The sequence below is a fragment of the Amorphoplanes digitatis genome (assembly GCF_014205335.1).
Classification (GTDB): Bacteria; Actinomycetota; Actinomycetes; order Mycobacteriales; family Micromonosporaceae; genus Actinoplanes; species Actinoplanes digitatus.
In genome coordinates, this window is the sequence record NZ_JACHNH010000001.1 from 3,192,344 (window position 1) to 3,211,087 (window position 18,744).

Consider the following 18,744-nt stretch of genomic DNA (forward strand, 5'->3'; position numbering starts at 1 on the left):
CCGCAATGCTGTCCGCGCTCGACCGCGAGCAATCCGTCGCCCCGCCCGGGTTCAGCCGCTGGCTGATTCCGCCGGCCGCCCTCTCCGTCCACCTCTGCATCGGCCAGGTCTACGCCACGAGCGTCTACAAGAACTCGCTCATCGCGCACTTCGACGTCGGCCAGACCGCCATCGGCATCATCTTCAGCATCGCGATCGTCATGCTCGGCCTGTCGGCGGCGCTCGGCGGCACCTGGGTCGAGGCGAACGGCCCGCGCAAGGCCATGTTCGTCTCGGCGTGCTTCTGGGCCTCGGGCTTCGCGGTCAGCGCGCTGGGCATCGGCACCGGGCAGCTGTGGCTGGTCTACCTCGGCTACGGCTTCCTCGGCGGCATCGGCCTCGGCATCGGCTACATCTCGCCGGTCTCCACGCTGATCAAGTGGTTCCCGGACCGGCCCGGCCTCGCCACCGGCCTGGCCATCATGGGCTTCGGCGGCGGTGCGCTGATCGCCAGCCCGCTGTCGCGGCAACTGCTGTCCTACTACGACCCGGCCTACGACCCGAGCGTCTCCACCTCGGTGGCCTCCGGCGGCGCGCTCGTGGCGCTCTTCCTGACCCTGGGCGCCGGCTACTTCGTGATCATGATGTTCGGCGTCGTCACCGTGCGCGTACCACCCGAGGGCTGGGCGCCCGAGGGCTTCGACCCGGCGACGGTCGCGGCGAAGCCGCTGGTCACCACGGCGAGCGTCTCGGCGGCCTCCGCGATCCGCACCGGGTCGTTCTGGCTGCTCTGGATCGTGCTCTTCTGCAACGTGACCGCGGGCATCGGCATCCTCGAACAGGCCAGCCCGATGATCCAGGACTTCTTCCGGGACGACGCCGGCGTGTCCACCGTCGCCGTCTCGGCCGCGGCCGGCTTCGTCGGGGTGCTGTCGCTGTTCAACATGGCCGGCCGGTTCGTCTGGTCGTCCACGTCCGACGTGATCGGGCGCAAACGGATGTACCTGGTCTATCTCGGCGGCGGCATGATCCTGTACGCGCTGCTCGCGTCGGTCGGGCACGCCGCCGTCTGGCTGTTCGTCCTGCTCGCCGGCCTGATCCTGTCGTTCTACGGCGGCGGCTTCGCGACCGTGCCGGCGTACCTGCGCGACCTGTTCGGCACGTTCCAGGTCGGCGCGATACACGGCCGGCTGCTGACCGCCTGGGCGGCGGCGGGCGTGGCCGGCCCACTGATCGTCAACGGTTTCCTGGACGCGCAGGGGAAGCCGGGCACGCTGACGGCGTCCGCGTACCGCCCGGCGCTGTTCACCATGGTCGGCCTGCTGGCGGTCGGCCTCCTCGCCAACCTGCTGATACGCCCGGTGCCGGAGCGCTTCCACGAGACGCCCGCCGAGGAGAAGGAGGCCGTCGCATGAGGACGTCGCCCCTGCGGCTGGTGCTGTCCTGGGCGCTGGTCGCCGTTCTGCTCGGCTACGGCGTGACCCAGACGGTGATCACCGCGGCGAAGCTCTTCCAATAGGGAGCGTGCCAGAAGCGCGGTGCGAAAAGTTTCGATGGAGTTACGTATTGATGTCATGGGAGCGCTCCCATAGTCTGACCTGACGCGGGAGGTCAGCGACACCGATCGATCCCCCCGCGCGGAAGTTCGTTCCCCTCGGTCGCGCCTTCCCCGGGTGCTGCCATGTCTTCCAGGAGCGCTTGCGCATGAGTCCACGTCCCCACACCGTGACGCGCGGCCTGACGGCCGCCGCCGCGATCACCCTCCTCACCGGCGCCGGCATCGCCGTCGCGGCACAGCAGGCCAGCGCCGCCGCGGGTTGTCGCGTCGCATACTCGGTCAACCAGTGGAGCACCGGGTTCACCGGCAACGTCTCCGTGACCAACCTCGGTGACCCGATCACCAACGGTTGGCGACTGACCTGGAGCTTCGCCGGCAACCAGCGGATCACCCAGGGCTGGAGCGCCACCATCACCCAGTCCGGCCAGGCGGTGACCGCGGTCAACCCGTCCTGGGCGACAGGCCTGGCCACCAACGCGACGGCGACGTTCGGCTTCAACGCCGACTACTCCGGCACGAACGCGGCGCCCGCCTCGTTCTCGCTCAACGGCACGGTCTGCACCGGGACCACGCCCACGACGCCGCCGACCACGACGCCGACGACCCCGCCGACGACGCCGCCCACCACCCCGCCCACCACCCCGCCGACGACGCCGCCGACCTCGCAGCCGCCCGGCAACAAGGTCGACAACCCGTACGCGGGCGCCCGGGGCTACGTGAACCCGGAGTGGAAGGCCAAGGCCGACGCGGAGCCCGGCGGTAGCCGGGTCTCGAGCAACCCGACCGCGGTCTGGCTGGACCGGATCGCCGCCATCGAGGGCACGACCGGCAGCAGCTCCAACGGCTCGATGGGCCTTGAGGACCACCTGGACGCCGCGCTCGCGCAGGGCGCCGGCTACATCCAGTTCGTCATCTACAACCTGCCCGGGCGCGACTGCTCGGCGCTGGCCTCCAACGGCGAGCTGGGCGTGAACGACCTGCCCCGCTACAAGGCCGAGTACATCGACCCGATCGCCGCGATCCAGAGCCGCGCGAAGTACGCCGGCCTGCGGATCATCAACGTGATCGAGATCGACTCGCTGCCGAACCTGATCACCAACACCAACGTCGCGACCTGCGCCACGATGAAGTCGAACGGCGGCTACGTGCAGGGCGTCGGCTACGCGCTGAACAAGCTCGGCGCGATCGGCAACGTCTACAACTACATCGACGCCGCGCACCACGGCTGGATCGGCTGGGACACCAACTTCGGCCCGACCGCGGACATCATGTTGCAGGCCGCGCAGGCGTCCGGCAGCGTGCGCAACGTCAACGGCTTCATCACCAACACGGCGAACTACTCGGCGCTGACCGAGCCGTACTTCACCATCAACACCTCGGTGGGCGGCACCTCGGTGCGGCAGTCCAAGTGGGTCGACTGGAACCAGTACGTCGACGAGCTCTCGTTCGCTCAGGCGTTCCGTACCAAGCTGGTCTCGGTCGGCTTCGACTCCGGCATCGGCATGCTGATCGACACCTCGCGCAACGGCTGGGGCGGCTCCAGCCGGCCCACCGCGGCGAGCACGTCGACCGCCGTGGACACCTTCGTCAACCAGTCGCGCATCGACCGCCGGATCCACGCCGGCAACTGGTGCAACCAGGACGGCGCCGGCCTCGGCGAGCGTCCCCGGTCGGCTCCGGCCTCGGGCATCGACGCCTACGTCTGGGTCAAGCCCCCGGGCGAGTCGGACGGCTCCAGCACCCTCATCCCGAACAACGAGGGCAAGGGCTTCGACCGGATGTGCGACCCGACCTACACCGGTAACGAGCGCAACGGCAACAGCCCCACCGGCTCGCTGTCCGGCGCCCCGATCTCGGGAGCCTGGTTCTCGGCGCAGTTCCGCCAGCTGATGGCGAACGCGTACCCGCCCCTTTCCTGATCCACTCCCGACGCGGGCGGCCCGGTTCTCCCACGACCGGGCCGCCCGCCCTTTTCTGGCTAGGCTTTGCCGATGACCACGGACCGATGGGCGAGCTGGCTGCTGCGCCGCCGGGACGGCGGCTCGACGGAGCTGCGCGAGCGGTTCGCCGCGGAGCTGATCGCGTTCCGGGACGGCGTTCTCGACCGCGCCGCGATCGCCGAGGGCGACGTGGTCCTCGACGTCGGCACGGGCACGGGACTGATCGGCCTCGGCGCGCTCGACCTGGTCGGCCCGGCCGGGCGGGTGGTGTTCAGCGACGTCTCGGCCGCGCTGCTCGACGAGTGCCGGCGGCTCGCCGACCCGGACCGCAGCAGCTTCGTCGAGGCGGCGGCGGACGACCTCGGCCCGATCGCGGACGCGTCGGTCGACGTCGTGACGACCCGGTCGGTGCTGATCTACGTGGCCCGCAAGCGCGAGGCCTTCGCCGAGCTGTTCCGGGTGCTCCGCCCCGGCGGCCGGTTGTCCATCTTCGAGCCGATCAACAGCTTTCCCGTACGGGCGGGAGCCGACCACCTGTTCGGGCTGGACCTCACCCCCGTGGCCGACCTCGCCGCCAAGGTGCGCGCACAGTTCACGCCGGGCGCGCCGGACGGCGGCCGCCCGATGACCGACTTCGACGAGCGCGACCTGCTCGGCTGGGCCCGGGAGGCGGGGTTCACCCGGGTGACGCTCGACTACCGGGCGGAGGTCGACGTGCCGGGGCCGCCCGTCACGGACTGGGCGGCGCTCAAGCGCACGTCCCCGAACCCGCTGGCGCCGACGTACGGCGAGGCGATCGAGGCGGCGCTGACCCCCGCCGAGCGCGAGCGCCTGGACGCGCACGTGGAGCGCCTGGCCGGCACGCCGACCCGGCACACGATGGCGAAGGCGTACCTCAGCGCGACCCGCGCCTGAACCGCACCCGTCCCGCTACCGCCCGCCCGCCGGGCGCGCAATATCGCCTGGTCATAATGGTGCTCGCCCGCCCACTTATGAAGGAGTCTCACGATGTCGGTCCGGCAGGGGCTGGCCTTCGCGGGCCGCTACGAGGCGGCGCTCTGGGCCGCCCTGTTCCGCTGGATCGCCCGCCGGCCCTACCCGGTCGAGCCCGGCACCGCCGCCTTCCACTACGCCGGCACCGTCACGCCGCTCTTCGGCGTCTTCATCGGGCTGTCCGCGGTCGAGATCCCGATCCTGCACCTGATCCTGCCGTGGCAGACCGCGCGGACCATCTCGTTGATCATCGGGGCGTACGGCCTGGTCTGGATGATCGGCCTGCTGGCCACCCTGCGGCTCTACCCGCACCTGGCCGCGCCGGGCGCGCTGGTCATCCGCAACAGCACCACCCTGCGGGTCGAGGTGCCGTGGGACGCCGTCGAGAGCGTCCAGGTGCGCCGCCGCTCGATGCCGCCCGGCGGCGGCGTCCAGGTCGAGGAGGCCGGCGACGCCCGCATCCTCTCGCTCGGCGTCGGCAGCCAGACCAGCATCGACGTCCAGCTGAGCCGGCCGCTGACCGTCGGGCACAAGAAGACCGGCGGCCGGCCGGTGACGCAGATCCGGTTCCACGCCGACGACCCCGAGGGACTGGTCGCCGCGGCCCGCGCGCGACTGACACCCGCCCTGACCTAACCTCGTTCGGCCGTAGCGTGTTCGGTAGGCTGCCGCCACTGAGCATCGGGGGTGGGTCATCGAGCAGGTCGAGGTCCGGCGTGCCGAGCCGGCCGCCGCGGGCCGGCGGCTCACGGTGGCCGCGGGCAGCGTGGTCGGCAACCGCTATCCGGCCAACTTCGACGTGCTGCACATCGACCCGGTCTGGCCCCTGGTGGTCGTGGCGGACGGGATGGGCGACGGCCCCGGCAGCGCGATCGCCGGGCGCACGGCGGTCGACGTCTTCGTGGCCGGTGCGACGGCCGCGCCGACGCCCCGGGCACTGCGGGCCGCCGTCGCCGAGGTGCAGCTCCGGGTCCGGGCGGCCGGCGCCGCGCTGGGCGAGCTCACCGGCTGCACGCTGACCGCCTTCGTGGGCGCCGTCGACGAGCCCGACGCCTGGATCGTGCAGCTCGGCGACTCGCGCGCCTACCGCCTGCGCGACGGCCTGCTCGAACTGCTCACCACCGACCACACGATGGCCTGGCTCGGCGCCGTGTACGGCTGGTGGCCGGCCGACTCGCCCGAGGCGCACGCGGCGCGCTACCGGCTGACCCGCTACGCCGGGCATCCGGACTCGCCCGAGCCGGACGTGCTCAGCGTGGCGCTGCGCGCCGGCGACGTGTTCCTGCTCTGCACCGACGGCCTCGCGGAGCAGGTCGGCTACGAACGGCTCACCGAGGTGCTGCGGGGCACGCCCGACCCGGGCGAGGCGGCGACGACGCTGCTCGAGGACTCCCTGCGGGCCGGCGGCGACGACAATGCGACGGCCGCGGTGATCCGGGTCGGACGGGAGTGACCGATGGGTGAGATCGGCCTGCGGCCGGTGCGCGACGCGGACCTCGACGCGCTCTACGACCAGATGCGCGACCCCGAGGCCGTCATGATGGCCGCCTTCACCGCCGAGGATCCGGACGACCGGGAGGCGTTCGACGCGCACTTCGTGCGGCTGCGCACCTCGCCGGACATCCTGCTGCGGGCGATCACGGTGGACGGCGAGCTCGCCGGGACCATCGCGAGCTTCGTCGTCGGCGGCGACACCGAGATCACGTACTGGCTGGACCGGGCCTGGTGGGGCCGCGGCGTCGCCACCCGCGCCGTCGAGCTGCTGCTCGACCTCGTGCCGGTGCGGCCGATCATCGCGCGCGCGGCGAGCGACAACGCCGGCTCCCTGGCCGTGCTGCGCAAGACCGGCTTCCGCCCGGAGGGCATCGAGGTCGCCTACTCGACGGCCCGCGGCAAGGAGATCGAGGAGACGGTGCTTCGCCTGGACGGGCCGTGACCGCGCCCGGGTGACCGGGAGATGCCGGCGACCCGCCGCATCGGCGGGTCACCGGCATCCGGCCCCTCGGGAAAGTCTGTGTAGGGAAGGTCAGCCCTTCTTGAAGAAGCGGTACACGGCCCGGTAGGGCACCGACGTCGTCGCGCCCGCCGCGCACGCGGTCGCCGGTGCGACACCGCCGACCGTCGACAGCCGCTGGATGTAGGTGACGTCGCCGAAGACGCCGGGTCCCCGCGTCCGGGCGCCCGTGACCAGCAACTGCGGGATGCTGTTCGGGGTGTCCGACGGCGCCGGCTTCGGCGCGGTGCCCTCGATCAGCGAGCCGTCCTCGTCGGACTCCCAGCTCGGGCCGCGGAAGTGCAGGGCCGACACCGGCCGCACCGGGCGCAGCGTGATGCCGGTCAGCGAGGCGGCGGGTTCGATCAGGGTCCACTTGGCGTCCGTGCAGCCGTAGACCTGGACGCCCTTGGCCTTGAAGACGGAGGTCAACGTGTTGCCGGCGGGCGGGACGAGCTCGGGTGGAACGCTGCTCGGGCCGCCGAGGAAGCGGTCGGCCGTGACGGGTGCGGGCAGGTCATCGGCGAACGAGACGCCGGAGGAGGTGCCGACGAGCGCCAGTACGGCAACGCCGACGCCGGCCGAGATACGGAGAGATCTGGTCACCAGGGATCCTTCGCGGTAGGGCTGGCGTTACGCCCGACCAACCCTAGGGCTACTGTCCGCGACGGAGTCTTAACTGCGTCCTAAGTCTTCCACAGGTTTTTGTGGAGGAAGATCGACAATGAGCAATTTTCAACCTGGCCTCGGGCCAGAGGTATCCGAGCCGTCGACCGGCGCCGGGAGCTGCCACCCGGGCCACGTTGAAAAAGGCTCAATCGACGGGCCGCCCGGCGCACCGGGCGGCCGGTCGATCAGCCGGCCGGGTAGAAGCCGGTCGGCGCCGGGCCCTGCTTCTGGTCGCGGCCGCGCATCCGCAGGCGCAGCAGCAGGCCGACGCCGACGAAGACCAGGACGCCGCCCACGATCAGGCCCGGCCCGAGCAGGCTTGGCGTGCCGGCGTCGCCGGCCGTCGGCACGGACGCCAGGTCGTCGTCGGACTCGGCCGGCTGCGGCGCCGCCTCGTCGGCGGCGGGCTCCTCTGCCTCCTCGGTCTCGCTCGGCGACGGCTTTGGCGACGCGGTCGGTTCCGCCTCGCCCTTCTCGCCCTCGATCCGGCTGCGGGCCGTCGACTCCTGGAGCAGCGTCTGCCGGGCGTTGAAGGCCTGCGCCTGGAAGATCACCTCTCCCGCGTCGGCGTCGTCGTCGAACGCGATCTCGTAACGCGCCGTCACCGTGCGGCCGCGGCAGAGCTGGCCCGGGTCGAGCCGCACGTCGGTGATCCGGGTGCTGTCGGCGCCACCGTTCTGCACCTGCACCGGGAAGTCGCGGCCGTCCTCGACCCGGGCGACCTGGATCTCGTCCAGCTCCGGGCCGTCGACCTGGAGGATCAGCGACCAGCGGACCTTCTGGCAGCGCCGCGCCTCGGAGGAGGCGACCACGGTCACCGTACGTGCCTGTTTCCCGGCGGTGAAGGTGGCGGGCACCTCGGTGATGGCCACCGCGAAGCCGGGCTCGACCGCGCCGGCGCGGCCCGGTAGGGCCAGGGTCGCGACGACCACGGCCAGAACGGTGGACAGCAGGGCAGTGCGATGCCGCACAGCAATCATCTCCTTACGCAGAGGCGTCAAAAACGCACGCACGTAAGGTAGTTCGGTGCCGCCGCGCGAAAGGTTCAGCCCGGCCTGAGGGATCACTCGGGATAACACTTATTTTTGTCTTATCAGCTGGTTACCGACAGGTATCTTCGCAGGCCAGCGCCTTTATCATCGTGGGCGGCCGTGCGGCGGCCCAAGATTCCCCGGAAAGTTCTTCCGGAACGTTCATCCGAACCCGGGCCGCGCACGTAGATGGGGGAGGGCGGGAGACCGGCGACAACGCACCGTAAGGAAAGGTAGATGGCCGGTAGATCAGCCCGACAGTAACGAGCGCGGGGCATCCCCCACGGATGCCGGCGTCCCGACCGCCCAGGACGGACGCCACACCGCTGCGGAGAACGAGGAGTTATGGCCCGGACGAAGACGAACCAGCGAACCGCAAGTGACGTCCCCATTGATGCCACCGGCGGCCGGACACCGCCGTCGACGATCGCCTACGTGGTGCTCGGCGTCTCCATCATCGCGGCAATCTGGGCCGCTGCGATGCTGACCACCGCGGGTAAGACCGGCTACGTCTACTTCTTCACGTACTGCCTGTACTACATGGGTGTCGTCTGCCTCGTGTCGCTCTCGATCACGATCATGCTGGGACTGGTCGCCACCGACCGGCTGGTCCTGTCGATCCGGCAGCGGGTGCTGCTCCAGTCCGCGCACCGCACCACCGGCATCATCGCGGTCAGCGCCCTCTTCGTGCACGTCTGGACGAAGGTCGCCATGAACCTCGTCGGCGTGGTCGACGTGTTCATCCCGTTCCTGCTGCCGTACAACGGGTTCTTCATCGGTCTCGGCAGCGTCTCCGCGTACGTGATGGTGCTGGTCATGTGGACCGGTCTCGCCCGCGCGCGGTTCATCGGCAAGGGCAAGCCCTGGATGTGGCGCGGTATCCACGCCATCTCGTACCTGATGTGGCCGCTCGCCCTGCTGCACGGCCTCAACGCCGGCCGCCCCGCCGCCACCTGGGTCATCGTCAGCTACGTCGTCTGCGTGCTGGGTGTGCTCGTCGGGCTCGCCGTGCGGCTCTCGGTCAGCCTCAACCGCCGCAAGGACTTCGCGTCGCAGGCCGGCACCGGCACCGGCAAGATCCAGCCGGTCGGCAAGCTCGTGCCGACCACCACCCCGAGCAAGGGCCGGGGCAAGAGCCGCCGCGCCGAGCCGGTCGCCCCCGCGGCGGTCGAGGCCTGGACGCCGGCCGCCCCGGTGCCCAGCGAGCCGGTCGCGGCCCCGGCCGGCCCCCCGCCGCAGGCCGAGCGTCGTCCGCGCCGCGGCGCCGACGACGACGAGCGGGCCCGCCGCCGCCGCGACTACGTCGACGCGCCGACCCAGCGCTGGGAGTTCGAGGAAGACGACATGCCGGCGCAGCGCTCGCGCCGCTACGCCGAGGACGAGGCGCCGGCGCCGCGCCAGCGGCGGGCGCCCGAGCCCGAGCGCTTCGACGAGCCCACCCGGGCGATCTCGCGGCGCGCCGCCGAGGACGGCCCGCGCGGCTACGCCGAGGACGACGACATGCCCGCGCCGCGCGGTCGCCGCCGGGCCGAAGACGACTACGTCGAGGAGCGCCCGCCGTCCCGGTCCCGGCGCTACGCCGGCACCGAGTTCGAGCAGGAGCCGGCGCCGGCACCGCGCGGCCGGCGCTACGCCGACGAGGACGAGGTGCCCGCGCCGCGCGGCCGCCGCCTCGCCGCCGACGACGCCCCGGCGCCGCGGCAGCGCCGCTACCCGGACGACGAGCGGTACGAGGAGGCGCCGCGGCGCCGGTCGGATCGCTACGTGGACGACGAGCCGCCGAGGCCGTCCCGCGCGGCGCGCTACGCCGAGGATGCGGAGACTGCGCCCCGGGCCCGGCGCGACCGGGGCGCTCAAATCGACAGCGCCGACCCGGAGTACGACGACGCGCCGGCCCTGGTAGACATGGCGTCCCGGCGGGCACGCCGGGCGACACAGCAGGAACCCGCCCGTACGGCGAGCCGGGGGGCTCGCCGAGGCGGTAAGGGTGGGGATGAATCGGCTGACGACCAATACTTCCGTCAGCTGCGAGGGGAAGCACAGTGAGTGAGCGCAGCAGGGCAGGGCACGGCACCGGCGGGACGTCGTCGTGAGCGAGGGCAGGGTTCCGCCCGTCACGAGCGTGGGCACGCCACGGATCACGGCCGGGTTCGACGAGTACGGCCGGCTCGACCTGGTCGCGCACCAGGAGGTGCACGGCGGCTTCGCGGCGCTCTCCAGCGGTGAGCTGATCGGCCTCGCCGACCGCATCGAGCTGCGCGGGCGCGGCGGCGCCGGCTTCCCGTTCGCCCGTAAGGTCCGCGCCGTGCTCGACTCCTGCCAGCGCCAGGACCTGCCGCCGGTGATCGTGGTCAACGGCACCGAGGGCGAGCCCCCGTCCTGGAAGGACAAGGCGGTCCTGACCCGCGGCCCGCACCTGATCCTCGACGGCGCGGCCCTCGCGGCCGCCGCGCTCGACGCCGAGGAGATCGTGATCGGCGTCGCCGACGACGGCATCGGCCAGGACTCCCTCGCGGCGGCGCTTGCCGAGCGGCGGATGCCGGTGCCGACCCGGATCGTCACCGTCCCGCACCGGTTCATCTCCGGCGAGGGCGGCGCGCTGGTGCGCGGCATCAACGGCGAGGCGCACATCCCGCCCGGCCGCAAGGTCCGCTCGAGCGACAACGGCGTCGGCGGGCTGCCGACCCTGCTCTCCAACGCCGAGACCTACTCGCAGCTGGCGATCGCGGCCCGGCTCGGCCCGTGGGAGTACAACGCGGTCGGCATCCCGGAGGAGCCCGGCACGGTCATGCTGACCGTCGGCGGCTCGTCCACCGCGCCCGCCGTCGTCGAGGCGCCGACCGGCACCCCGCTGATGGACGTGCTCACCATGTGCGGCGCCGACATCGGTCCCGGGCTGCTCGTCGGCGGCTACCACGGCAAGTGGATCACCGCCGAGGCCGCCAAGACAGTGACGATCTCGCGCAAGGGCTTCGCCAAGGTCGGCGGCACGCTCGGCGCCGGCATGCTCATCCCGATCGGCTCGGCGACCTGCCCGCTGGGCGAGGTCGCCCAGGTCGTGCAGTACCTCGCCGGCGAGTCGGCGGGTCAGTGCGGCCCGTGCCGCCTCGGCCTGCCCGACCTGGCCCGCGCGGTCACCCTGGTCGCGCTCGGCGGTAGCGCGCTGGAGAACGTGCGACAGGCCGCCGGCGTGGTCAAGGGCCGCGGCGCGTGCAGCCACCCGGACGGCACCGCCCGGTTCGCCCTGTCCGCGCTCGAGGTCTTCGCCCGCGACGTGGAGCTGCACGCCAACGGCGAGGGGTGCGGCAAGCAGGTGCGCGGCATCCTTCCCCTGCCGTACCACACCGATCAGGGCGCGCGGAAACTCGCCGTCGACTGGTCGCGCTGCGACGGCCACGGACTCTGCTCGGCGGTCGCCCCGGAGATCATCCGGCTCGACGCGAACGGCTTCCCGGCGTTCCCGCAGACGCCGCTGCCGCCGTGGCTCGAGAACGGCGCCCGCAAGGCGGTCAACGTGTGCCCGGCACTGGCCCTGCGGCTGACGGAGGCGGTAAAGAAGTGACCGTACCCAGGATCAAGGCCCTGATCGCGGCGACGGTTGCCGCCGGCGCGCTCGCGGGGTGCGGCTCGGCCGCCACCCCGCCGGCCGGTCCGGCGCTGCCGGCCGCCGAGCAGGCCGCGGAGCCCGCTGCCGCCGACGCCGGAGCCACCGAGCCGCCGGAGGCGCCCGCGGTGGTGCCCGCGTCGCTGAAATTCAAGGGCAGGACCCTGGACGGCAAGACCTTCGACGCCGCGACGATGGCCGGCAAGCCGACCATCCTGTGGTTCTGGGCGCCCTGGTGCGCGACCTGCGCGAGCGAGGCCCAGTCGATCTCCGACCTGAGCGACGAGTACGCCGGGCGGCTCAACATCCTGGGCATCGCCGGCATGGGCGGCAACAAGGACATGCACGAGTTCGTCTCCGACCTCGAGGTCGGCGAGGTGCCGCACCTGGACGACGGGCCGGGCAAGCTCTGGAAGAAGTTCGGCATCACCGAGCAGAGCACCTACGTGATCCTGGACCGGGCCGGCAAGGTCGTGGTCCGCAGCTACCTCGACGACCTACAGCTCACCACCAAGGTCAAGTCGCTGGTGGCGTGAGCGGTGCGGGCCACGCTGCTGCTCGCGCTCACCGCCGGGATGCTCGGCGCCGTCAACCCGTGCGGCTTCGCGCTGCTGCCCGCGTACCTGTCGGTGCTGGTCGCCGGTGATCAGAGCGACGGCTCCCGGTCGACGGTCGCGGCCGTGGGCCGCGCGCTGCGCTGCACCGCCGCGCTGACCGCCGGGTACGTCGCGGTGTTCGGCGCGTTCGGGCTGGTCCTGGCGCCGCTGACCGGGTGGCTGCTGCCGCGGCTGCCGTGGCTGACCGTCGTCTTCGGACTGGGCCTGCTCGGGCTCGGCGGCTGGCTGCTCGCCGGCCGCTCGCTGCCGAACCCGGCCCGGGCGCTGCGGGCGCCGCGGCTGACCGGCTCGGCCGCGTCGATGGTCCTCTTCGGCATGGCCTACGCGCTCGCGTCGCTGGGCTGCGCGATCGGGCCGTTCCTGGCGATCGTCGTCTCCAGCCTGCGGGCCGGCTCGATCGGCGAGGGCGTCGCCCTGTTCGTCAGCTACGCCGCCGGGATGGGGCTGGTGATCGGCGTGACCGCGCTCGCCGTCGCGCTGGTCCGGGTCTCCGCGGTCTCCCGGCTGCGCCGGGCGTCCGCCGCCGTGCCCCGCGTCGGGGGCGCGGTCCTGGTCGTCGCCGGCGCGTACGTGGCCTACTACGGCTGGTACGAGCTTCGGCTCGCCGGTGACCTGCGGCAGTCCGGGCGGGATCCGGTGGTCAACTTCGCCTCGGGCATCCAGCACCAGCTCAGCGGCGCGGTCGGCCGGGTCGGCGCGGGCTGGTTCGCGCTGCTGCTGGCCGCCCTGGTGCTGGCGGCGCTCCTGCTGTCGCGGCGCCGGCGCGCCCCGGTGGGCGGCTGAGGACGTGGACACCGCCTCCCGCGTGAGCCCGCTGCGCCGCGGCGATCCCGGGCGGCTGGGCGGGTACCGGGTGATCGGCCGGCTCGGCTCCGGCGGCATGGGCGTCGTCTACCTGGCCACCGACCGCGACGACGAGCTCGTCGCGGTCAAGCTCGTGCACGCCACCCTGGTCGGCGACCCCGAGTTCCGGGGGCGGTTCCGCAGCGAGGTCGAGCGGGCCCGGCAGGTGCCGTCGTTCTGCACGGCCGAGGTGCTCGACGCGGACCTCGACCACAACCCGCCGTACCTGGTGGTCGAGTACGTCGACGGGCCGAGCCTCGCCGAGGTGGTGGAGGAGAGCGGCCCGCTGCGCTCGGCCGCGCTGCACTCGCTCGCGGTCGGCGTGGCCACCGCGCTGACCGGCATACACGGCGCCGGGGTCATCCACCGTGACCTCAAGCCCGGCAACGTGCTGCTCGCGCCCGGCAGCCCCAAGGTCATCGATTTCGGCATCGCCCGGGCGTTCGAGGCGACCAGCCAGCACACCCGCACGGACCAGATGGTCGGCACTGTCGCGTACATGGCGCCGGAGCGGTTCTCCTCCGAGCCCGGCACGCCGCTGACCGCGGCCGCCGACGTGTTCGCCTGGGGCTGCGTCGTCGCGTACGCCGGCACCGGCCGGACGCCCTTCCACGGCGACTCGCCGCCGGCGACCGCCGCCCGGATCCTGACCCAGCCGCCGCACCTGGGCGTGCTGCCCGAGCCGCTGCGCGGCCTGGTCGAGCTGTCGCTGTCCAAGCATCCCGAGGAGCGGCCGACGGCCCGCGAGCTGTTGGATCTGCTGCTCGGCGAGCGGCAGCCCGAGCGCCGGCGCGCGACGGGGTTCGCGGCGCCCGCCGCGGCACCGCGCACGCAGCCGGCCCGGCCGGTCACCTCGGCCCCGCCGGCCCCGCCGGCCCGCAGGCGAGGCCACCGGACGCTGGCCGTGCTCGCCGTCCTGCTCGTGCTCGCCGGGCTGGCCACGGTCGCCCTGGTGCTGAAGGCGTACGCCCCGGTGGGCGAGCCGCGCAACGTGGGCGGCGCGCCGGGCGCGGGGGCGCCGGAGACCGGCGCCGCCGCCCCGCGCAACCCGCCGGCGACCGAACCCGGCGACCTGACCGATCCCACAAGGGGCGCCGGCCCGGTGCCGGCGGAGCCGGACGGCGGCGAGCCGATCATCCAGGACGCGCTGAGCCGGCCCGGCCTGTGGCAGGACAGCGAGGTACCCGGTGCGGACGCCGACTGCACCGTGCAGGGCGTGCTGCGCGTCGCCCGGGTCGACGCCGGCGCGCACCAGTGCGCCGGCCCGGAGGAGGAGATCGCCGACGACTTCGGGGTCGAGGTGACCACCGCGCTGCAATCCGCGGGCGCCTGCGCGGCGATCTGGTTCCACTGGGACCCACGGGCCGGCGGCCAGGTGCTGCGGATCTGCCAGGGGGAGATCTCGGTCGGCGCGGACCTGCCGGAAGACAGCCGGGTGTACGGGCGGATCGCGCTCGACCGCCGGATCGGGCTGCGCCAGCCGGTCCGGATCCACCTGGTGATCCGCGACGGCGAGGCACAGGTGTTCCGCGGCGCGCAGTTCGCGGGCGCGGTGCCGCTGCCGGAGGGCGGGCCGGACGAGGGCCAGGTCCTGCTCGGGCTCAGCGCCGAGGCCGCCGGCGCCGGGCCGCCGTACGCGGTGTCCTTCTCGGACGTGGACATCCGCTCGCTCTGAGCCGCACCCACCGATGTGGACGGATTAAGCTTTGGCTTAGGTTGCCGTTGACAGCGTGATCAGGTCGCGGCCCATACTGCGACATGCAGGTTCCGGCACCCTTCGAATACGCGCGGGCCACCACCGTGGACGAGGCCATCGGGCTCATGGAGCGCTACGGCGACACCGCCCGGCTGGTGGCCGGCGGACACAGTCTGCTGCCCATGATGAAGCTCCGGCTGGCCAACTTCGAATACCTCATCGACATCAACGATCTGCACGGCGAGCTCGGCCACATCGTCGTCGAGGCGGACCAGGTCCGGATCGGCGCGCTGACCCGCCATCGCGAGCTGCTCGAGTCCGACGCGCTGGCCGCGGCGCTGCCGATCTTCCGGGACGCCGAGCGGGTGATCGCCGACCCGGTCGTGCGCAACCGCGGCACCCTCGGCGGCTCGCTCTGCCAGGCCGACCCCTCCGAGGACCTCTCCGCGGTCTGCACCACGCTCGGCGCGAGCTGCGTGATCCGCGGGCCGGGCGGGACCCGGACGGTGACCATGGAGGACTTCCACCGCGGCCCGTACGAGACGGCGGTCGCCGACGGGGAGATCCTCGTCGAGATCCGGATACCGCTGCGCCCGCGCGGCGGCAGCGCGTACGCGAAGGTGGAGCGCCGGGCCGGCGACTGGGCCGTGGTGTCCGCGGGCGCGGCGGTGTGGCTCGACGAGGCCGGCCTGGTCACCGACGCCCGCGTCGGCCTCGCCGCCGTCGGGCCGAACACCACCGGCCTGCCGGAGATCTCCGCCGCGCTGCGCGGCAGCCCGCCGTCGGAGGGGTTGTACACCGAGGCCGGCGAGATCGCGGCGCGGAGCTGCGACCCGGTCACCGACCAGCGCGGCAGCGCCGACTACAAGCGCCACCTCGCCAAGGAGCTCACCGTCCGTACCCTGCGCCGCGCCGTGGCGCGCATCGCCGAGAGAGGCTGAGCATGCAGGTCTCGATGACCGTCAACGACGTCGAAGTCACCGAGGAGATCGAGGGACGGCTGCTGCTCGTGCACTTCCTGCGCGACGTCCTCGGCCTCACCGGCACCCACTGGGGCTGCGACACCAGCAACTGCGGCACCTGCGTGGTGTGGCTCGACGGCGAGCCCGTCAAGTCGTGCACCGTGCTCGCCGCGATGGCCGGCGGCCACGAGGTCCGCACGGTCGAGGGCCTGGCGAAGAACGGCAAGCTGGACCCGGTGCAGGAGGGCTTCATCCAGTGCCACGGGCTCCAGTGTGGTTTCTGCACGCCCGGGATGCTGATGACCGCCCGCGCGCTGCTCGACCGCAACCCGGACCCGACCGAGGCCGAGATCCGGGAGGCCATCTCCGGGCAGATCTGCCGCTGCACCGGCTACGCGACGATCGTCCGCTCGGTGCGCTGGGCCTCGGTGCACGAGGCCGGCACGGAAGAGGTGACGGCATGACGGCCGTACAGGGCTCCGAGCGGCTCACCACCTTCGAGGACAACGACCAGAAGCCCGTCGGGCACGGGCGGATGCTGCGCAAGGAGGACCCGCGCCTGGTGCGCGGGCGTGGCCGTTTCACCGACGACATCCAGCTTCCCGGCATGCTGCACCTGGCCATCCTGCGCTCGCCGTTCGCGCACGCGCGGATCGTCGGCATCGACACCAGCGCCGCCGCCGCGCTGCCCCGGGTTCGGGCCGTCGTCACCGGCGCCGACCTGGCCGCGCAGGGACTGGCCTGGATGCCGACGCTCTCCGGCGACGTGCAGGCGGTGCTCGCCACCGACAAGGTCCGCTTCCAGGGCCAGGAGGTCGCGTTCGTCGTCGCCGAGGACCGCTACACCGCCCGGGACGCCCTCGAGCTGATCGACGTCGAGTACGACGTGCTCGAGCCGGTCATCGACGCGCGGCGCGCGCTCGCGCCGGACGCGCCGGTGATCCGCGACGACCTCGACGGCAAGACGAACAACCACTGCTTCGACTGGGAGACCGGCGACAAGGACGCCACCGAGGCGGTCTTCGCGGCGGCGGACGTGGTGGTGCGGCAGGACATCGTCTATCCGCGCGTGCACCCGGCGCCGATGGAGACGTGCGGCGCGGTCGCCGACTTCGACGCGGTCGAGGGCCGGCTCAAGCTCTGGTCGACCACCCAGGCGCCGCACGCGCACCGCACCCTGTACGCGATCGTCGCCGGCCTGCCCGAGCACAAGATCCAGGTGATCTCGCCGGACCTCGGCGGCGGCTTCGGCAACAAGGTGCCGATCTACCCCGGCTACGTCTGCGCCATCGTCGCCTCGATCGTCACCGGCAAGCCGGTGAAGTGGATGGAGGACCGCTCGGAGAACCTGATCAGCACGGGCTTCGCCCGCGACTACATCATGCGCGGCGAGATCGCGGCGACCCGCGACGGCCGGATCCTCGGCATCCGCACGGACGTGCTCGCCGATCACGGCGCCTTCAACGGTACGGCCGCGCCGGTCAAGTACCCGGCCGGCTTCTTCGGCGTCTTCACCGGCAGCTACGACATCGAGGCCGCCTACTGCTCGATGACGGCGGTATACACCAACAAGGCGCCCGGCGGGGTCGCGTACGCGTGCTCGTTCCGGATCACCGAGGCCGTGTACCTGGTCGAGCGGATCGTCGACTGCCTCGCCGCGGAGCTGGGGATGGACCCGGCCGAGCTGCGCCTGAAGAACTTCATCAGGCCCGAGCAGTTCCCGTACACGACGAAGACCGGCTGGGTGTACGACTCCGGCGACTACGAGCCGACAATGCGCCTGGCGATGGACCTGGCCGGGTACGCCGAGCTGCGCAAGGAGCAGGAGGCGAAGCGGGCCAACGGCGAGCTGATGGGCATCGGCATCGCGTTCTTCACCGAGGCCGTCGGCGCCGGGCCGCGCAAGGACATGGACATCCTCGGACTGGGCATGGCCGACGGCTGCGAGCTGCGGGTGCACCCGACCGGCAAGGCCGTGGTCCGGCTCAGCGTGCAGTCGCAGGGCCAGGGTCACGAGACGACGTTCGCGCAGATCGTCGCCGAGGAGATCGGCATCCCGCCCGCCGACATCGACGTGGTGCACGGCGACACCGACAACACGCCGTTCGGGCTCGGCACCTACGGCAGCCGGTCCACCCCGGTCTCGGGCGCGGCCGCCGCGCTCGTCGCCCGCAAGGTCCGCGACAAGGCCCGGCTGATCGCCTCGGCGATGCTCGAGGTCTCGGTCGCCGACCTGGACTGGGAGAAGGGCAGATTCCAGGTCAAGGGCGACCCGGGCAAGTCGGTGACGATCCAGGACATCGCCATGCGCGCGCACGGCGCCGGCGACCTGCCTGACGGGGTCGAGGGCGGCCTTGAGGCGCAGATCTGCTACAACCCGTCGAACCTGACCTACCCGCACGGCGCGTACATCTGCGTGGTCGACATCGACCCGGGCACCTGCGAGGTGAAGGTGCGCCGGTTCATCGCCGTCGACGACTGCGGCACCCGGATCAATCCGATGATCATCGAGGGTCAGGTGCACGGCGGCCTCACCGACGGCGTCGGCATGGCGCTGATGGAGATGATCGCCTTCGACGAGGATGGCAACTGCCTCGGCGCGTCGCTGATGGACTACCTGATACCCACCGCGCTCGAGGTGCCCGACTGGGAGACCGGCTTCACCGTCACCCCGTCGCCGCACCACCCGATCGGCGCCAAGGGCGTCGGCGAGTCCGCCACCGTCGGCTCGCCGCCGGCCATCGTCAACGCCGTCGTGGACGCGCTCGCGCCATACGGCGTCCGCCATGCCGACATGCCGCTCACCCCGTCCCGGGTCTGGGACGCGATGCGCGGCGCGCCGCGGCCCCCGATCTGAGC

At 72.6% G+C, this 18,744-nt stretch carries 17 protein-coding genes; 15 read left to right on the plus strand and 2 right to left on the minus strand.

Features of this window, described 5'->3' with window-relative positions:
* Nucleotides 1–5 precede the first annotated feature (5 nt).
* The 7 genes from BJ971_RS13730 (at nucleotide 6) to BJ971_RS13755 (ending at nucleotide 6,406) form a co-directional block, all read left to right on the plus strand.
* Entirely contained in the window at nucleotides 6–1,394 is a 1,389-nt protein-coding gene (locus BJ971_RS13730; protein WP_184993136.1) for an OFA family MFS transporter, read from the plus strand.
* Entirely contained in the window at nucleotides 1,391–1,498 is a 108-nt protein-coding gene (locus BJ971_RS42650; protein ID WP_417281803.1) for an MFS transporter small subunit, read from the plus strand. Before BJ971_RS13730 ends, BJ971_RS42650 begins: the two co-directional genes overlap by 4 nt.
* A gap of 185 nt (nucleotides 1,499–1,683) precedes the next feature.
* On the plus strand, nucleotides 1,684–3,456 hold the full coding sequence (locus tag BJ971_RS13735; protein ID WP_221478776.1) for a glycoside hydrolase family 6 protein: 1,773 nt from the start codon (nucleotides 1,684–1,686) through the stop codon (nucleotides 3,454–3,456).
* Nucleotides 3,457–3,528: 72 nt separating this feature from the next.
* The gene (locus tag BJ971_RS13740) at nucleotides 3,529–4,392 is read left to right on the plus strand and encodes a methyltransferase domain-containing protein (protein ID WP_184993138.1); all 864 of its coding nucleotides are present in this window, start codon (nucleotides 3,529–3,531) and stop codon (nucleotides 4,390–4,392) included.
* 93 nt (nucleotides 4,393–4,485) lie between these two features.
* Nucleotides 4,486–5,106, plus strand: a complete 621-nt coding sequence (locus BJ971_RS13745) for a hypothetical protein (RefSeq protein WP_184993140.1) — start codon at nucleotides 4,486–4,488, stop codon at nucleotides 5,104–5,106.
* Nucleotides 5,107–5,221: 115 nt separating this feature from the next.
* Nucleotides 5,222–5,923 (plus strand): PP2C family protein-serine/threonine phosphatase, encoded by a 702-nt coding sequence (locus BJ971_RS13750; protein ID WP_239087812.1) that lies wholly within the window; start codon nucleotides 5,222–5,224, stop codon nucleotides 5,921–5,923.
* 3 nt (nucleotides 5,924–5,926) lie between these two features.
* Entirely contained in the window at nucleotides 5,927–6,406 is a 480-nt protein-coding gene (locus BJ971_RS13755; RefSeq protein WP_184993142.1) for a GNAT family N-acetyltransferase, read from the plus strand.
* 90 nt (nucleotides 6,407–6,496) lie between these two features.
* Here BJ971_RS13755 and BJ971_RS13760 read toward each other — a convergent pair whose 3' ends face one another.
* Both BJ971_RS13760 and BJ971_RS13765 read right to left on the minus strand, forming a co-directional pair.
* Nucleotides 6,497–7,069 carry a DUF3455 domain-containing protein gene (locus BJ971_RS13760; RefSeq protein WP_184993144.1) on the minus strand — a complete coding sequence of 191 codons (573 nt, stop codon included), beginning with the start codon at nucleotides 7,067–7,069 and terminating at the stop codon, nucleotides 6,497–6,499.
* Between the two features lie 248 nt (nucleotides 7,070–7,317).
* The gene (locus BJ971_RS13765; RefSeq protein WP_184993146.1) at nucleotides 7,318–8,103 is read right to left on the minus strand and encodes a hypothetical protein; all 786 of its coding nucleotides are present in this window, start codon (nucleotides 8,101–8,103) and stop codon (nucleotides 7,318–7,320) included.
* A gap of 405 nt (nucleotides 8,104–8,508) precedes the next feature.
* Here BJ971_RS13765 and BJ971_RS13770 point away from each other — a divergent pair, with 405 nt between their 5' ends.
* The 8 genes from BJ971_RS13770 (at nucleotide 8,509) to BJ971_RS13805 (ending at nucleotide 18,742) form a co-directional block, all read left to right on the plus strand.
* Complete coding sequence (locus tag BJ971_RS13770) at nucleotides 8,509–10,209, plus strand: translation initiation factor III (protein ID WP_184993148.1); 1,701 nt, start codon at nucleotides 8,509–8,511, stop codon at nucleotides 10,207–10,209.
* Nucleotides 10,210–10,252: 43 nt separating this feature from the next.
* Entirely contained in the window at nucleotides 10,253–11,725 is a 1,473-nt protein-coding gene (locus tag BJ971_RS13775; RefSeq protein ID WP_184993151.1) for an NADH-quinone oxidoreductase subunit NuoF family protein, read from the plus strand.
* The gene (locus BJ971_RS13780) at nucleotides 11,722–12,303 is read left to right on the plus strand and encodes a TlpA family protein disulfide reductase (RefSeq protein WP_239087813.1); all 582 of its coding nucleotides are present in this window, start codon (nucleotides 11,722–11,724) and stop codon (nucleotides 12,301–12,303) included. Before BJ971_RS13775 ends, BJ971_RS13780 begins: the two co-directional genes overlap by 4 nt.
* A 3-nt stretch (nucleotides 12,304–12,306) precedes the next feature.
* Nucleotides 12,307–13,167 (plus strand): cytochrome c biogenesis CcdA family protein, encoded by an 861-nt coding sequence (locus tag BJ971_RS13785; RefSeq protein WP_184993153.1) that lies wholly within the window; start codon nucleotides 12,307–12,309, stop codon nucleotides 13,165–13,167.
* Between the two features lie 4 nt (nucleotides 13,168–13,171).
* The gene (locus BJ971_RS13790) at nucleotides 13,172–14,902 is read left to right on the plus strand and encodes a serine/threonine-protein kinase (protein ID WP_239087814.1); all 1,731 of its coding nucleotides are present in this window, start codon (nucleotides 13,172–13,174) and stop codon (nucleotides 14,900–14,902) included.
* Between the two features lie 83 nt (nucleotides 14,903–14,985).
* Entirely contained in the window at nucleotides 14,986–15,864 is an 879-nt protein-coding gene (locus BJ971_RS13795) for an FAD binding domain-containing protein (protein WP_184993155.1), read from the plus strand.
* Between the two features lie 2 nt (nucleotides 15,865–15,866).
* Complete coding sequence (locus BJ971_RS13800) at nucleotides 15,867–16,349, plus strand: (2Fe-2S)-binding protein (protein ID WP_184993157.1); 483 nt, start codon at nucleotides 15,867–15,869, stop codon at nucleotides 16,347–16,349.
* On the plus strand, nucleotides 16,346–18,742 hold the full coding sequence (locus BJ971_RS13805; protein WP_184993159.1) for an aerobic carbon-monoxide dehydrogenase large subunit: 2,397 nt from the start codon (nucleotides 16,346–16,348) through the stop codon (nucleotides 18,740–18,742). Before BJ971_RS13800 ends, BJ971_RS13805 begins: the two co-directional genes overlap by 4 nt.
* Nucleotides 18,743–18,744: the final 2 nt, after the last annotated feature.

Bases quoted from the DNA above. Each gene is read 5' to 3' on its own strand.
- BJ971_RS13730 (WP_184993136.1), top strand. From the start codon at position 6: ATGCTGTCCGCGCTCGACCGCGAGCAATCCGTCGCCCCGCCCGGGTTC.
- BJ971_RS42650 (WP_417281803.1), top strand. From the start codon at position 1,391: ATGAGGACGTCGCCCCTGCGGCTGGTGCTGTCCTGGGCGCTGGTCGCC.
- BJ971_RS13735 (WP_221478776.1), top strand. From the start codon at position 1,684: ATGAGTCCACGTCCCCACACCGTGACGCGCGGCCTGACGGCCGCCGCC.
- BJ971_RS13740 (WP_184993138.1), top strand. From the start codon at position 3,529: ATGACCACGGACCGATGGGCGAGCTGGCTGCTGCGCCGCCGGGACGGC.
- BJ971_RS13745 (WP_184993140.1), top strand. From the start codon at position 4,486: ATGTCGGTCCGGCAGGGGCTGGCCTTCGCGGGCCGCTACGAGGCGGCG.
- BJ971_RS13755 (WP_184993142.1), top strand. From the start codon at position 5,927: ATGGGTGAGATCGGCCTGCGGCCGGTGCGCGACGCGGACCTCGACGCG.
- BJ971_RS13770 (WP_184993148.1), top strand. From the start codon at position 8,509: ATGGCCCGGACGAAGACGAACCAGCGAACCGCAAGTGACGTCCCCATT.
- BJ971_RS13795 (WP_184993155.1), top strand. From the start codon at position 14,986: ATGCAGGTTCCGGCACCCTTCGAATACGCGCGGGCCACCACCGTGGAC.
- BJ971_RS13800 (WP_184993157.1), top strand. From the start codon at position 15,867: ATGCAGGTCTCGATGACCGTCAACGACGTCGAAGTCACCGAGGAGATC.
- BJ971_RS13805 (WP_184993159.1), top strand. From the start codon at position 16,346: ATGACGGCCGTACAGGGCTCCGAGCGGCTCACCACCTTCGAGGACAAC.